Source organism: Paenibacillus tianjinensis, from assembly GCF_017086365.1.
Classification (GTDB): domain Bacteria; phylum Bacillota; class Bacilli; order Paenibacillales; family Paenibacillaceae; genus Paenibacillus_AQ; species Paenibacillus_AQ tianjinensis.
Window position 1 is genome coordinate 5221998 of record NZ_CP070969.1, and the last position, 14203, is coordinate 5236200.

Sequence of the window (14203 nt, forward strand, 5' to 3'; positions counted from 1 at the left end):
CAGAATGAGGACCTGTTTACCCCGTATAAATAGAAGCGCTTACATTAAGCGTTTGCATAATTTGTTATAACGGATACCCCGGCTACTGTTATTTTATCATTTAAAGAAACGTTTTATATATATGTCTAGGAATTTATTTAGAAATATCGAAAAATTCATGGCAGCACAACCAGAAACCGGTGATGCTGATATACGCAACGGGGTACTTTAACGCAGCTGGAAAGCGGGAACTGGGGAACCGGTCTGTATAACGATAAGGTTAACAGCACCAATATCAAATCTGCCTATTCGCAGGTATTCGAAACCATCAATCATTGGCCGCACAAATAACAAAAGCCCGGACTGTTGTCCGGGCTTTCCATGTCTGCTCTATGCCTCCACATTCACAGCCTGATCCTCAAATTCTTCAATACTCTCATTGGAGCCGATGACAACCATAATGTCCCCCTGGCTTACATGGTCATGGGCTGTAGGTGCAACGATAATCCCGTCCTTCCGGTTGAGGGCAATAATGCTGCAGCCGTACTTGGCGCGGGTATTCAGCTCTGAGAGGCTTTTTCCGTCCATGCAGGAAGGCACATTCAGCTCGACAATTTTGTAGTCCTTGGAGATTTCGATGTAATCCAGCAAATGGGGAGTCACCAGCTGATGCGCTACACGGATTCCCATATCCCGTTCAGGAAAAATAACCCGGTCTACACCCAGCTTCGACAGCGCACGCCCGTGCAGGATCGAGATCGCCTTCGCCACTACCTGCTTGATTCCCAGCTCTTTCAGCAAAATTGCCGCCAGAATGCTCCGCTCCATATTATCCCCAATCGCGACAATACCGCAGTCGAAATTGCGTACACCCAGGGAACGCATGATACCCTCATCCGTCGCATCCGCCATCACGGCATGAGTCAGCTGCCCGCTCATTTCTTCCACCCGCTCTTCCATGTGGTCGATTCCGAGCACTTCATAGCCCATTGCCATTAGCTCAAGCGCCAGACTTGATCCGAAGCGGCCAAGGCCGATCACCACAAACTGCTGTGCTTTCATAGTTTCATTAACCCCTTATCCAATTATCATTTTGCCTTCCGGATACTTATACAATGCTTTACCCTGTTTCGGACCCAGTGCATAGGCCAGTGTCAACAAACCTAGACGTCCGGCGAACATCGTCAGGCAGATCAGAATTTTGCCGGTCTCCGACAATTCCGGGGTCAGTCCCATACTGAGTCCTACGGTAGCAAAAGCTGAAGTCGTCTCGAATAAAATCATTAGGAACGGCCGCCCCTCTGTCGTTGAGAGTACCATGGAGACGGCAACAACGAGCAGCAGGGCAAGCAAGGTAATCGTCAGCGCTTTGAAGACACGTTCCTGGGCCAGCCGGAAGCGGAACAGCACAATGTCTTCACGTCCGCGCAGCATAGAGACTACGGCACCGATCATTAGTGTGAAGGTTGTTGTCTTGATCCCCCCGCCCGTAGAGCCAGGCGAAGCGCCGATAAACATCAGAATCACCATAAAAAACTGAGTAGCCTGGCGAAGGCCGGCAATATCTACGGTATTGGCTCCTGCTGTACGCGGCGTTACGGATTGAAAGAATGCAGCCCATATTTTACTGCCAAGGTTAAGCTGGCCGAACGTATTCGGGTTCGTAAACTCAAAGATAAAGATTACTACCGTTCCGATCGAAATCAGTGCTGCCGTCATCGACAGTACTACCTTGCTGTGGAGCATCAGCCTGCGGCTTTTGCGGTAATCGATCAGGTCTGCCATGACGATAAATCCGATTCCCCCGGAAATAATCAGGAACATGACGACAATATTGACTACAGGATCGCCGGCATATCCGGTCAGACTGCGGTAGTCCCCGAAGATGTCAAATCCGGCATTATTAAACATAGACACGGCATGAAAGACACCGAAATACAAAGCGCGGCCAACATGCATATCAGCAGCCCAGCGCAGCGTCAATAGAACCGCACCACTTGCTTCAATAATCAGTGAATATACCAGCACCTTGCGGATCAGCCGTACAATGCCCTCCATTGAACTTTGATTCATAGCTTCCTGGAGGATCAGCCGGTCCCGCAGCGAAATTCTGCGTTTCAGCAGGAGTGCAAACAAGGTTGCCATCGTCATAAAGCCGAGGCCTCCGACTTGAATCAACACCAGGATAACGATTTGTCCGAAGGTACTGAAATAGGTGCCGGTATCCACCACGACTAGTCCGGTTACACAGGTTGCGGATGTTGCAGTGAAGAGTGCATCTATAAATCTTAGGGAATGACCAGATGCACTGGAATAGGGCAGCATTAACAGCAGTGTTCCGATCAGAATAGCCGTAGCAAAGCCAAGCACCAGAATCTGGGGCGGAGACAGCTTAAGGAATCTGAATTCCGTAAATTTAGGAAGGGGTGAAGCCAATATTCTCATCCTCTCGCAAGTTTCTTGTTCGTTTAAGCAAATGTAATATTGATCAGATAAACATACAAATTATAAACGTTATTGTCCAATATCACAAAGACTGATTTCCCGATGCGAGGAATCTCTCTTGAAATTGTATGGTGTGTAGTGGTACACTCCCAATACAGATTGTATGGTGCCTATCCATACACACAACAACATGAAGCTAGTACTTCATTCGGAAGGAGCACCCTATGGATCCGTCCTTTGAGCTTTTGCCGGAGCCGTTTCAAATCAATCCTTCGCTGCCGATCTATGAACAATTTGTAGAGGCTATTCAGGGGAGAATCGTCAGCGGCCTCATTCCGCCCGGCTCGCGGCTGCCCTCAGTCAGAGATCTGGCTTCGGGGAGAGGTGTCAATCCCACTACCGCGGCCAGAACCTATCAGGAGCTGGAGCGTATGGGGCTGATCGTTACCTACCGCGGGCAGGGAACGTTTGTCACCAGGGAAGATGCTGTAATCGGCGAGGCACGCAAGATTATTATGCGCAAGGCAATAATAGAATTTAAAGCTGCAGCGGATATACTTGGCATCTCCGCTGAGCAATTGCTGGAATTCGATAAGGAGGATTCAAATGACACCTTATAAGCTCAACACTGAAGCGGCAGACCTGCTGCGGTAGAGTGTCGCGGCCTAAAACTTATAATGAAGAAAAAATCATTCTCGACGATATCAGCTTCGACATTCCGCAAGGCAGCCTGACTGGTCTGCCCCTCGCGCTAAACAAAACAAGCATAAGCCTGGCTTCACTTACGTAAATGTAAAGGAAGAACAGGGAATTTTTTGTAACTCCCCGGCCCGTGCTATTATAATGAGTAAGGTGTGAGCACAACAGACATCGACTCCGCTCATTTGCGGGACGTAAGGGGATAAAATTTCGGATTAATCCATTACTAGGAGGCGTTTCATGAATTCCGTCGGCCAGCCTTTACAGCAGCGGCCTCTTACCACCAGAGTCATTCTCGCGGGTGTGCTTGGTCTTATCGTATTCATTATGTTTCAGGTGGCCCCTCAGCTCCTCACAGGTTCGGGTCAGGAAGATACTACCGTCATCAGCAAGACCGAGGCTCGTACGAAAGCTGCAGCATTCGCAGCACAGCAGCTCGGCCATTCACAGACTGCCCAGGATGAATGGATGGTCAGCTACCAGACCGACTCCTCCTTTTACGGCTATATGTCCCGGGAGAAGCTTCTGGAGGACTATAGCAAAAAGAAGCTTGATCAACGGTATCCGTTCGATGTCTTCCATGCTGTACTCTATACTTCCGGTACATCTGATCCCCTTCTCGCTGTTGATCTCAATATGTATACAGGCGAGGTTGCGGCCTTTGCACTGGGCGCGAATGCGAATTCCGGCGAGGGACTGAACTACGGAAGTATTCCAGCCCCAGGCACTTCGAAGGGGATATACCCTGCAGACAGCGAAAACGGCGGCCTGACGCTTGAGCAAAAAGAGAATCTCGCCCGCCCATGGCTTAAGTTATGGGGAGCTAACCCGGCCAAGCTGCAGATCGAAGCGAACACTGAAGGCTACGGGCTTGTCTATTCGGACAGCTCGGTCAAAGTGGGCGAGTCACCGCTTAGTTATCAGTTTAGTTTTCTGGACGGGGACGTCTCCTACTTCAGAGCCGGTTTTACCGCTCCAGCCTGGCATGACACCTATGTAGAGGATCAAACCTCTCTGGCTAAAAAGCTAACCCTTTACGGGTATGGCCTGCCAACCCTGGCTCTGGGTATTCTCGCGCTGATCTTCAGCATCCTGAGAAGGGGCCATACCTCTTTTGTACGGGGGATCTTTCTAAGCTCAGTGCATTTTCTGATCATGATGATCAGCACGTACAATATGCTGCCGGAATCAAGCGCCGACAATGCTGAGGCCCGCATAACTTCAGTAGTCATGTTCATCATCTATGCACTCTACAGCCTGCTGATGTCATCACTGCTTTACTTCTCACTGGTCGGAGGCAACGGCCTGTGGCGCCAGGAAGAAGGCCTGAATCCCTGGCCCCGAGCCAAAGAGCCCGGTTACGGCAAGTATGTACTGGACAGTATTCGTGCCGGATATGTATGGGCGCTAATTTTGCTGGGTGTGCAGACGGTTATGTTCATTATTCTATCGTATACCCTTCATAACTGGTCGACCACGGACGCCAGCCAGTCTCCCTATAATATGAGATATGCCTGGCTGCTGCCGATCGTCGCCTGGCTTGCCGGCTTGTCTGAGGAGGCCGTCTACCGCCTGTTCGGCATCCGGATGCTCAAGAAGCTCGTTAAGAACACCTTTATCGCTTCATTGATTACCACCTTGATCTGGGCTTTCGGCCATACACTGTATCCGATTTATCCGGTCAGCTCACGGCCGATTGAACTGACGGTCATCGGACTGCTGTTCAGTTATATTTTCCTCCGTTACGGCTTTATTGCCGTGATGTTCGCCCATGTCGTATTTGACAGCATCCTGATGGGTGCGACCCTGATCTTCATGCAGGAAAGTGTGAATATAGGCGCCGGCATCGTCACGATCATCATGCCGTTTGTGGTAGGCTATATCGTGTATCGGTTTAATCCGCCAAACAAGTCAGGGCATCCGCAGCCCAAAGGGCCGGAGGAGCCGTTTCAGCCCGCTGGCATTTAAGCTAAGCTATTCTATAGTGAAAGAGGTGTTTCACCGGCTGCCCTCAGCCTGCGAAACACCTCCTTTTACTTTCTCTTGAAGAACCGGTCAAAGATCACCAGTGCTACTACTATCGTAAATACCTGAAATAGAAACTGTGGAAGCAGAAAAATAAATTCCATAAGAACCTCCAGAGGGATTTATACCTTTGATTTCACCATGGGGCCAGGTTGGAGGCCACTTAGGTGTATTAAAATATAAAAGGCCAACCCGTAAGGGTCAGCCTGCTAAGAATTCACTAATATAGTTACCGGATACTCCCTAATTAAGACAGCTCCTCATCGTTAAGCGCCGCAAGGATCTGCCCTGCCAGCTTTTCTCCGATGGACAGCGGACGGAAATCCTCGATAGAGGCTTCCTTGATTTTCTTCAATGAGCCAAAATGCTTCAGCAGCAGCTTCCGCCGCTTCTCGCCGATCCCCGGAATGGAATCCAGCTTCGAGGTTACCATCGATTTGCCGCGCTGCTCGCGGTGGAAGGTGATCGCGAAGCGGTGAACCTCATCCTGGATGCGCTGCAGCAGGTAGAATTCCTGGCTGTCCCGTGCCAGCGGCACCGGTTCGGCGGAATCGCCGATCAGCAGCTGGGCCGTCTTATGCTTATCGTCCTTAACGAGACCGCAGACCGGAATGTAGAGCCCCAGCTCATTTTGCAATATATCTATTGCCGAGGAAATCTGCCCTTTGCCGCCATCCACGACAATCAGATCCGGCTGCGGCAGATCCTCCTTCAGCACCCGTTCATACCGGCGGCGGATCACCTCACGCATCGTTTCATAATCATCCGGCCCCTGCACCGTGCGGACCTTGTATTTGCGGTATTCCTTGCGTGCAGGTTTGCCGTCAATGAAGACGACCATGGCTGAGACCGGATTGGTTCCCTGGATATTCGAGTTATCGAATGCTTCGATCCGGTTCAGGGATTCCAGCCCCAGGCTCTGGCCGAGGCCGAATGCTGCCCCGGAAGTACGCTCCTCATCACGTTCAATGAGCCGGAACTTCTCGTCAAGCGCCACGCGGCTGTTCTGGCAGGCCATGCCGACCATCTGCTTCTTCAGCCCGCGCTGCGGCACAAGCACCTTAACGCCCAGCCATTCCTGCAGGGCAGCAGCACCGCCAGCCGCATCTACCGTACCGACTGCGGTAGCTTCAGCGGCCGCAGCTTCGCGTTCCGCGTCCTGCTCTGCCGGCTCCAGCTCTCCGCCGGCATCTTCACTGTCAATCGCCGCGGCCAGTCTGCCGGCTGTCACCGCAGCAGCAGCCGTTGCTCCGGACGGTTTCTCCGTCCCCTCGCTCACCGCCTCTGGCAGCAGAATTTCCTGCGGCAGTGCCGGGTTGTCACTATAATATTGCGTGACATACGACATGAAGTCGCTGTAAGCTTCCCCATAGAACGGAAAAGCAGACGAATGGCGCTGAATCATTTTGCCCTGGCGCATATATAGAATCTGCACGCACATCCAGCCCTTGTCCACGGCATAGCCGAATACATCGCGGTCTTTCGTATCCGCAGTATTAATCTTCTGTTTCTCCATCAGGGCATCGATGTGGATAATCTGGTCACGCAGCTCCTTGGCACGTTCGAAGTACAGCTCCTCAGCAGCCTCCTGCATTTTTTGCTGCAGGTCCTTTTTGACCGCTTCATGCCCTCCCCCAAGGAAAGAGGCAATGTCACGCGTTATTTCATCATAAGCTGACTTAGGAACTTCCTTCTCGCAAGGAGCCAGACACTGACCCATGTGGTAATACAGGCACACTTCCTTCGGCATCACACCGCATTTGCGCAGCGGATACATCCGGTCGAGCAGCTTTTTGGTCTGCTGTGCGGCATAGCTATTCGGATACGGTCCGAAATATTTAGCTTTATCTTTAAGCACCCGGCGTGTCACTTCCAGACGCGGATGCGCTTCATTCGTTATTTTCAGGTACGGAAACGTCTTGTCATCCTTCAGAAGGACGTTATACCGCGGCATATGCTTTTTAATCAGATTACACTCCAGGATGAGCGCTTCCATATTGCTGGAGGTAACAATATATTCAAAATCAACAATATTGGCGACAAGCCGTTGGGTTTTCCCGTTATGGCTGCCTGTAAAATAAGACCGGACACGGTTCTTCAGCACTTTGGCCTTGCCTACATAAATAATGGTGCCTTCTTCATTCTTCATCAGATAGCACCCGGGCAGGTCGGGCAGCAGTGCCAGCTTATTGCGGATATTATCGCTATAGTCCATAATTTCTCCCCCACCTAGTACTGCACAGTCATGAAACAGCCCTGCACAGCAGAGCTTACTTAATAATGAAATGATAAGGTAAGTTTAACACACAAAGCGCCTCCGGATAAACCGAAGGCGCTTGTGTTCAGAGCCGCTAGGCCCCGGATTCAGCAGATATAATCAGACTTATTGATGTTTAGCTACAATATTCTTAAGGGAATCCTTGGAGTTCAATCCAACAACTTTATCTACCGGTTGACCGTCTTTGAAGAAGATCAGCGTAGGAATGCTCATTACTCCAAAGCGGGAAGCCGTTTCCGGATTCTCATCTACATTCAATTTGGCAATTTTTACGCCGTCTCCCAGCTCGGTGGACAATTCCTCTAAGATAGGGGCAAGCATTTTGCAAGGGCCGCACCAAGGAGCCCAGAAGTCTACTACTACAGTACCTTGACCTTCCACTTCACCAACGAAGGATTGGTCAGACACGTTCACGATAGCCATGATATTGTTCCTCCTTTAAGTTTTGCGAAGCAATATCCGCCTCCATAGCTTGCGCTAGCTTAAGCGAATTCACTCCGTAATGTTAGCTGGAAAAATGCTTCATGTAATATGATAACCAGATTACCATTTACCGACACATTCACAGTATAACATATATACAACGCTTTTGGGAAATGTTTTAGACAATTACATTGTATAAAATCAATTATTTTAGCATCCTCCGCTTCTTTACAACTTCCCGGAGACTCCGTATACTTGAGGAAAGCGCATTATTTGTCAATGACTTCTCTCACATGTATAACTGTAACCTAATGCAGTACAGACTTGCAAGCCGCAAGGAGGAAGAAGCTATGGATGTCAATGCTAAGGTACGGGACCCGCGGGAGCATATCAACGAGGAACCCCGCAACGATCTGGGCGATTTAATGACCGGGTTTTTCGGAATGACCGGATTCATGACTGTCGTATTCTTCGGTATGGTCATCGTCAAGTTCATTTTTTCCGAGTAACGGCTAACGTATCAAAAATAAACAGCGGAGCTGAGGACTTATTCGTCCCCGGCTCCGCTGTTTATTTTATTTCCGCGCGTATACCATGGTAGCCGCTTTACCGCTTTGTTCCGCGCTGATTCTCACCATGCAGAGGAATTACATCAACAAAAGGAGCGATCCGGTCCATCAGCCGCTGGCCTTTGTAGACCTCTTCGCCGTCCTTGCTGGTGAAGCTGAGATGCTTCTCCAGGCCATCCAGCGGATAATTTGAGGTATAGAAGGTCGGCTTGCGGTTCATCCGGTAATTCAGAATGGCCCCCAGCACATGGTCGCGTGCCCAGGGATTCAAATTCTCCGCACCAATATCATCAAAAATCAACAGATCACAGTTTTTCAGTGTATCTACCGTTTCCTTCAGCTTCTGGCCGTCCAGCATAATCGATTTTAGATCCTCGATAAAATCAGGCATGTACACAATCACGCCGCTGTACCCGGCAACCGCCAGCTCGTGGAGCAGGTAGCACATCAGGAAGGTTTTCCCTGTCCCGAAGGTACCATGCAGATAGATCCCCTGCGAAGTCAGCCCGTCTTCTTTGACTCCGGTAATATAATCAAATATTTTGTTCACGGCTGAGGCCCTGCGCGGGTCCTTGCCCATAATATCCATTTCATCATAGCCGCCGTTCAGCACGCGCTCATCTACATAGAAGCTGCGGATCCGTTTGCGGATGCTGTCCTGGTTGTCTTGGGCTACCTTCAGATTGCAGGCTGTCTTACGTTCATATAAATCCGGTGAGCCGTTTACCGTCTCAACCGTTAGTTTACTGTAATGGCCCTGGAAATCATTCGGGCAATTGTCTAGACCCGGACAGTTCGCGCAATTGCGGCTCTCCTGTACATACTGGTACAGCCGGCTCATATGAAGCCGCAGCCGCGGCTCATCCAGCTCGGGATGCTCGGCTTGAAGTTCCTTAACCAAGGGATGGTTCAGTAAATTCTGCTCCAAATCACGGGAACGCTGGCGCAGAGCCGGATTGTTCATCGAACGCAGCACTTCGCCCATAGACTCCATTGCTGCACCTCGCTTTCTTTACGGCGTCCTAAGAGCGCCCTTCTTCTTGCCGGCCTTAATCTCGGCCGCTTTCTTCATCATCGCCGCGAATTCTTCATCCGATACGGTCCCGGCACTGCCGTCATCGAGCACAATCGGAATCTCCGGCTTAGCGGAGCGTCCGCCGCTCTTGGCATATGAACGCTGGCGTGTTCCGGAGGCTGCTCCGGAAGACCCGGTGGCAGCGCCTTTGCCTTTGACCTTGGACTGGTCGCGGATGTAACGCACGGCTTTCTCGTAGGTGTTCACTTGCTTCACCAGCATATTGGAGGCAATGGCTTCGACGAAATTGCGGTTCATCCGCTGATCACCGCCGGAAGCCACCATCGTCATCAAATAATGGATCAGTACATTAATAACTTCCCCGCTCAGCTTATAATTGAGATCTATTTTCTCAAAAATATCCATTAGCTGGCCCGGAACTGCACCCGGAAAAAAAGTTTGCAGCAGCCGGGTATAAGGCTCGTTGCGAAGCATCATATTATATTGGTGGATATCGCATTTGGTTAAGAATTGCGGAGGCACCTCCACATAATACTCCATCTCTACCGGCTGCTCCTGCAGGATATTGGAATCATCGGTTTCCCCGGCGACAGCCGAGCGCAGTGAAACCACCTTCGCCGCAGCAATTTCCCGTTTTTCCTGGCGTTTCATATCCTGGCGGAAATGCTGGCTCGCCTTATGCTGCAGCGTATCCAGTATCACTTCGCCGTCCGGTGTAAACACGTCATCCTCATCAAGCAAGCGGCATAAATCCTGCGGACCCAGCCCGTACTTGCGGGCTACATAGTTAATCACGCCCATCTGGGCATGGTCAAAGCGCAGCTTCTCGACATGAACCCGGTTCACCGACTCCCTTGGAAACCGTAGAATGATATCACTGTATCCGATCGCCGGCTCACCGTTTTCGCTGAATCCGGGCTGACGCACCGTAGCCACTTCGGCCAGGGCCTGCTCCAGTTCATAATCAATCACATGCGTATTTAACTCAAAAATATCATAAAATGGCAGGGATATATTCTCTTTGCCGATCGAGCGGCGGCTCCATTCTTCCGGTTCCCGGTTCCAGAACTGCTCACGCAGCGACAGCACGGCGAACTTGCCGATCTTGTCACGCAGCAGCAGTGTCAGATGCTGGGTTGCAAAAAAATCAGCCGGAGACAGCGGCGGCATCAGCTCGTATTCATACATATAATCATCATTCTCCGGCATGTAAATCCGGCAGGTTGCAAGCAGCCCCACCGCCTCCAGCCTGGAAGCCTGATCCACTAAATATTTACGGCCCTTCTCGTTCGGTTCGACACCCAGCGTCATAAACAGCCTGCGCTGCTGCTCCACTGCGGAGTAGCCGATCGCTTCTGCCGGAATATGCTCAAACAGCAGCCTGTAGAGGCTGATTGCAAAGGCTCCAACCATCGGCTGATAGACCGAGCCCAGCATACGTGAATCCACATGGCTTAGACCGAATTCGCGGGAAACGCAGTACCGATGATGTTCGGTGAAATGATGCAGGTTACTCATGCGCATCTGCGGAAACCTCCCCCTCTTCTACACGAATTCATATAGATTTCTATTCTATCACAAAACACCCGGCCGGAAATGTAAAAAAAGAACCAAATAACCTCCTTTTCAGCGTAAAATCGACATCTTTTGAACGCTTGCTGGCGATAGCGAAAAATAATAGAAATAGGCAAAAAAAAGTCCTGGCTGTCACAATGAAAAAAAACGGCATCACCGTCCCTTTGCAGGGATAGCTGCCGTTTCTGCGCTGTATAAATTTTCATTAAAACATCTTGTACCCGCCAAGCCGCAGCTTCTGGATGGTCCACCCGCTTAGTACTGCTCCAGCCAGTCCGGCAATGCCGGTAAGATAATCAACAACATGGAAGGTGCTCAGGTGCTCCCAGAGCGACATGGCATTCCGGTCCCAGATGGAATAGATGACTACGGGCAGAATTACGATCACGAACAGATATGCGGGGAACCAGGTTGTCTTCATTAACATGTTAAGGATAAAGCCGATGCCAAACATCATGACAAAGAATAAAACGGCCAGAACAAACACAGGAATAAACCCCATCGTACCGCCATCCCCTCTCTCTATAAAGAACCGCACACAAAACCTTATTTAATAGTAAGTTTACTAGAAAAAATGTAGCGAAGCAATGAACATTATTGCTGTTCCAGTTCCGAACCCGGCAAATGCCGGTAGGGGGGTTTGCTCTTGGCAGCCCGCTTGCGATACAATGCTAATAGATCAATCGGATCATACATAGAAGCGTATGCTTTCGAACTAAGTTTTAAAACTTTTAAGGAGTGAGAACATGAACGAAGCTGCTTTGACACTGGAAGGCTGGTATGCACTGCATGATTTCCGCTCTCTGGACTGGACAGCCTGGACAGCTGCCGATGACGAGGAACGCGCTGTAGCCCTCGAGGAGCTGCATGCTTTTATGGAAGAATGGGGTCCTGTGGAGGAAGCAAAGGAAGGAAGCTCTGCAGTATATGCCATCGTCGGCCAGAAGGCTGATTTCGTGATGATGTTTCTGCGGGAAAGCCTTGAAGCCCTGAATGCTCTTGAAACTGCCTTTAACAAAATCGCCTTTGCCCAATATACCACCAAGTCTTACTCCTATGTCAGTATTGTTGAACTAAGCAACTATGCTGCCGGCGGGAATGCCGGGGATGGAAGCGATCCGATGCAGAATCCGCATGTTGCCGCCCGTCTGAAGCCGATTTTGCCGCAAGCGAAGCATATCTGCTTCTACCCGATGAATAAGAAGCGCGAACTTGCTGACAACTGGTACATGCTCGATATGGATAAACGCCGTGAGCTGATGCATTCACACGGACTGATCGGACGCGGTTATGCCGGCAAGGTGAAGCAGATTATTACCGGCTCCGTTGGTTTTGACGACTGGGAGTGGGGCGTGACCCTCTTCGCAGAGGATGCGCTGCAATTCAAGAAGCTGGTGTATGAAATGCGATTTGACGAGGTCAGTGCCCGCTATGGCGAGTTCGGCCCGTTCTATGTCGGCAACCTGCTGACTCCGGAGACCTTTGAAGACATGCTTAAACTGTAAAACACTAAAGGGTGTGCTTCCGCTTCATGCGGAGTCACACCCTTTAGTTGTATCATTCACCAAACGGACAGAGAACTAAAGGACCTGCTCTGTGCCCGAATCTTCGTCTTCATCGTCCTCTTCGCGCAGACTCTCCAAATATTCAGCCGTTGCCCGGTCGCGGGCCCGGCTCTTATCCTTTAGCCGTTCAATCGCCGGCAGGATAAGCAGATCAATTTCCTTCTGGATATGATAAGCCAGATCATACCGGCTCTGGTCCTCAAGGAAGGATCCAACCTCAATCAGACCGTTGTAGCGGTCCAGCTCCTCACGCGTCAACAGCCCACGAACTTGCACGCTGCAGTGACGCATCCTAGAAGAATCTTCCTTTCTTAAGCACCAGCGGAATGCCCCCGATAATGAACAGGTAGCGCATATCGACAACCTTCTTGAGTTGTGCAGCTGTCCATCCCTTATACTTCTTGTCGCCGACTACGGCAATGCCTTGTCCTTTACCCAGCGAAGCTACAGTACCCTTGTTGCTGAAGGCAAACTTCTTCGGCTGCTGGCTGCGGATGGCGGCCACCAGATTATAGGCACAGCATTCCCCCTGCTGCATCGCGATTTGTGCGGTCGGCGGGTATGGACGCCCTTCAGGGTTAATCATCAGGGAGCCGTCACCAATGATAAAGATATTCTCGTGGCCCGGCACACGCAGGTATTCATCCACCTTCACCCGTCCGCGCATCGCTTCAAAGCCGGCCGCTTCAATCAGACGGTTACCGCGGATACCGCCGGTCCAGACAATTGTCGAGGCTTTGATCTCTTCACCGGTTGCGAGAATGACACCATTCGGCAGGCACTCCTTGATGGCTACACCGATTTTGAAAGTAACACCCTTCTTCGTCAGCACAGTCATTGCATGTTCCACAAGCTCAGGGGCAAACCCCGGAAGCGCCGTAGGCGCAGCTTCCACATTGTAGATGTTCACCATGCTTGGATCAACATCATATTCCTTGCACAGGGCCGGGATACGGTCGGCAAGCTCCGCTACAAATTCAATACCGCTGAAGCCCGCTCCTCCTACCACAAAATTAATATGCTCCTGGGCATTATTTTCATTTTTATATTTGGCAAACTGATATTCGATATGTTCCCGGATCAGCCGCACGGAATTAATGCTGCGGATCGTGAGCGCATATTTATCAAGTCCCGGGATACCGAACGTTTCTGGCTCACCCCCGAGAGCAATCACGAGATAATCGTAAGACAGCGTGCCGTCTTCAAGGATGACTTTTTTCTGTTGGGTGCGGATTTCCTGCACGGAAGATTTCACGAGGTCAATCTTAAATTCGTCTATCAATTTGGAAATAGATACACGTGTATGTTCAATGCTGTCCGTTCCCGCAGCTGGCATATGCAGATGGGTGGTGAAATAATGATACTCATGGCGGTTTACCAGCGTCACATCTGCTTCATTATAGTTTAAAGCTTTCTGCAGCCGTTGGGCGGTCAAAATACCTCCATATCCCGCGCCTAGGATGACAATTTTGGGAATACTGCTCATGTTCCGGCTCCTTCCAACAGGTGAATCTGTCTATGTGTTATTTTTTGTCAAATAATTCAGGTTCTTTTGTGAATTTATACACTTAAATTCAGAAGAATTTCCAATCAAACTTAAAGGATTTCT

Annotated in this window: 14 protein-coding genes; 5 read left to right on the forward strand and 9 right to left on the reverse strand. The window is 50.3% G+C overall.

The genetic code is table 11. The features are described from left to right. Positions 1-369: 369 nt before the first annotated feature. A complete protein-coding gene (locus tag JRJ22_RS24185) occupies positions 370-1041 on the reverse strand; it encodes a potassium channel family protein (protein WP_206101870.1) in 672 nt (223 codons plus the stop codon). A 15-nt stretch (positions 1042-1056) separates the two neighbouring features. After that, complete coding sequence (locus JRJ22_RS24190) at positions 1057-2415, reverse strand: TrkH family potassium uptake protein (protein ID WP_232380942.1); 1359 nt, start codon at positions 2413-2415, stop codon at positions 1057-1059. Between the two features lie 233 nt (positions 2416-2648). Here JRJ22_RS24190 and JRJ22_RS24195 point away from each other — a divergent pair, with 233 nt between their 5' ends. The 3 genes from JRJ22_RS24195 to JRJ22_RS24200 all read left to right on the forward strand — a co-directional run bounded on the left by JRJ22_RS24195 (position 2649) and on the right by JRJ22_RS24200 (position 5091). Continuing rightward, positions 2649-3044: a GntR family transcriptional regulator gene (locus JRJ22_RS24195; protein ID WP_206101872.1), complete on the forward strand. Its 396-nt coding sequence runs from the start codon at positions 2649-2651 to the stop codon at positions 3042-3044. A 35-nt stretch (positions 3045-3079) separates the two neighbouring features. Then, on the forward strand, positions 3080-3214 hold the full coding sequence (locus JRJ22_RS29500; protein ID WP_269751860.1) for a hypothetical protein: 135 nt from the start codon (positions 3080-3082) through the stop codon (positions 3212-3214). Positions 3215-3363: 149 nt separating this feature from the next. Continuing rightward, positions 3364-5091, forward strand: coding sequence for a CPBP family intramembrane glutamic endopeptidase (locus JRJ22_RS24200; RefSeq protein ID WP_206101873.1), 1728 nt, complete (start codon positions 3364-3366; stop codon positions 5089-5091). A gap of 304 nt (positions 5092-5395) precedes the next feature. Here JRJ22_RS24200 and uvrC read toward each other — a convergent pair whose 3' ends face one another. Continuing rightward, on the reverse strand, positions 5396-7363 hold the full coding sequence (gene uvrC, locus JRJ22_RS24205; protein WP_206101874.1) for an excinuclease ABC subunit UvrC: 1968 nt from the start codon (positions 7361-7363) through the stop codon (positions 5396-5398). A gap of 168 nt (positions 7364-7531) precedes the next feature. Next, entirely contained in the window at positions 7532-7849 is a 318-nt protein-coding gene (trxA, locus tag JRJ22_RS24210) for a thioredoxin (RefSeq protein WP_206101875.1), read from the reverse strand. 350 nt (positions 7850-8199) lie between these two features. Between trxA and JRJ22_RS24215 the strand changes: the two genes are divergently transcribed. Further along, positions 8200-8358 (forward strand): YqzM family protein, encoded by a 159-nt coding sequence (locus JRJ22_RS24215; protein WP_108722093.1) that lies wholly within the window; start codon positions 8200-8202, stop codon positions 8356-8358. 97 nt (positions 8359-8455) lie between these two features. Here JRJ22_RS24215 and dnaI read toward each other — a convergent pair whose 3' ends face one another. From dnaI to JRJ22_RS24230, 3 genes are all read right to left on the reverse strand, one after another. Further along, positions 8456-9412 (reverse strand): primosomal protein DnaI, encoded by a 957-nt coding sequence (gene dnaI, locus JRJ22_RS24220; RefSeq protein ID WP_206101876.1) that lies wholly within the window; start codon positions 9410-9412, stop codon positions 8456-8458. Between the two features lie 18 nt (positions 9413-9430). Next, the gene (locus JRJ22_RS24225) at positions 9431-10978 is read right to left on the reverse strand and encodes a replication initiation and membrane attachment family protein (protein ID WP_206101877.1); all 1548 of its coding nucleotides are present in this window, start codon (positions 10976-10978) and stop codon (positions 9431-9433) included. Positions 10979-11234: 256 nt separating this feature from the next. Further along, positions 11235-11531 carry a YuiB family protein gene (locus tag JRJ22_RS24230; RefSeq protein WP_206101878.1) on the reverse strand — a complete coding sequence of 99 codons (297 nt, stop codon included), beginning with the start codon at positions 11529-11531 and terminating at the stop codon, positions 11235-11237. A gap of 244 nt (positions 11532-11775) precedes the next feature. Here JRJ22_RS24230 and hemQ point away from each other — a divergent pair, with 244 nt between their 5' ends. Beyond that, on the forward strand, positions 11776-12534 hold the full coding sequence (hemQ, locus tag JRJ22_RS24235) for a hydrogen peroxide-dependent heme synthase (RefSeq protein ID WP_206101879.1): 759 nt from the start codon (positions 11776-11778) through the stop codon (positions 12532-12534). 75 nt (positions 12535-12609) lie between these two features. Here hemQ and JRJ22_RS24240 read toward each other — a convergent pair whose 3' ends face one another. Both JRJ22_RS24240 and JRJ22_RS24245 read right to left on the reverse strand, forming a co-directional pair. After that, a complete protein-coding gene (locus JRJ22_RS24240; protein ID WP_206101880.1) occupies positions 12610-12885 on the reverse strand; it encodes a hypothetical protein in 276 nt (91 codons plus the stop codon). A gap of 1 nt (position 12886) precedes the next feature. Then, positions 12887-14080, reverse strand: a complete 1194-nt coding sequence (locus JRJ22_RS24245) for an NAD(P)/FAD-dependent oxidoreductase (protein ID WP_206101881.1) — start codon at positions 14078-14080, stop codon at positions 12887-12889. Positions 14081-14203 lie beyond the last annotated feature (123 nt).

Bases quoted from the DNA above. Each gene is read 5' to 3' on its own strand.
- JRJ22_RS24185 (WP_206101870.1), bottom strand. From the start codon at position 1,041: ATGAAAGCACAGCAGTTTGTGGTGATCGGCCTTGGCCGCTTCGGATCA.
- JRJ22_RS24195 (WP_206101872.1), top strand. From the start codon at position 2,649: ATGGATCCGTCCTTTGAGCTTTTGCCGGAGCCGTTTCAAATCAATCCT.
- JRJ22_RS24200 (WP_206101873.1), top strand. From the start codon at position 3,364: ATGAATTCCGTCGGCCAGCCTTTACAGCAGCGGCCTCTTACCACCAGA.
- uvrC (WP_206101874.1), bottom strand. From the start codon at position 7,363: ATGGACTATAGCGATAATATCCGCAATAAGCTGGCACTGCTGCCCGAC.
- trxA (WP_206101875.1), bottom strand. From the start codon at position 7,849: ATGGCTATCGTGAACGTGTCTGACCAATCCTTCGTTGGTGAAGTGGAA.
- JRJ22_RS24215 (WP_108722093.1), top strand. From the start codon at position 8,200: ATGGATGTCAATGCTAAGGTACGGGACCCGCGGGAGCATATCAACGAG.
- dnaI (WP_206101876.1), bottom strand. From the start codon at position 9,412: ATGGAGTCTATGGGCGAAGTGCTGCGTTCGATGAACAATCCGGCTCTG.
- JRJ22_RS24225 (WP_206101877.1), bottom strand. From the start codon at position 10,978: ATGCGCATGAGTAACCTGCATCATTTCACCGAACATCATCGGTACTGC.
- JRJ22_RS24230 (WP_206101878.1), bottom strand. From the start codon at position 11,531: ATGGGGTTTATTCCTGTGTTTGTTCTGGCCGTTTTATTCTTTGTCATG.
- hemQ (WP_206101879.1), top strand. From the start codon at position 11,776: ATGAACGAAGCTGCTTTGACACTGGAAGGCTGGTATGCACTGCATGAT.
- JRJ22_RS24240 (WP_206101880.1), bottom strand. From the start codon at position 12,885: ATGCGTCACTGCAGCGTGCAAGTTCGTGGGCTGTTGACGCGTGAGGAG.
- JRJ22_RS24245 (WP_206101881.1), bottom strand. From the start codon at position 14,080: ATGAGCAGTATTCCCAAAATTGTCATCCTAGGCGCGGGATATGGAGGT.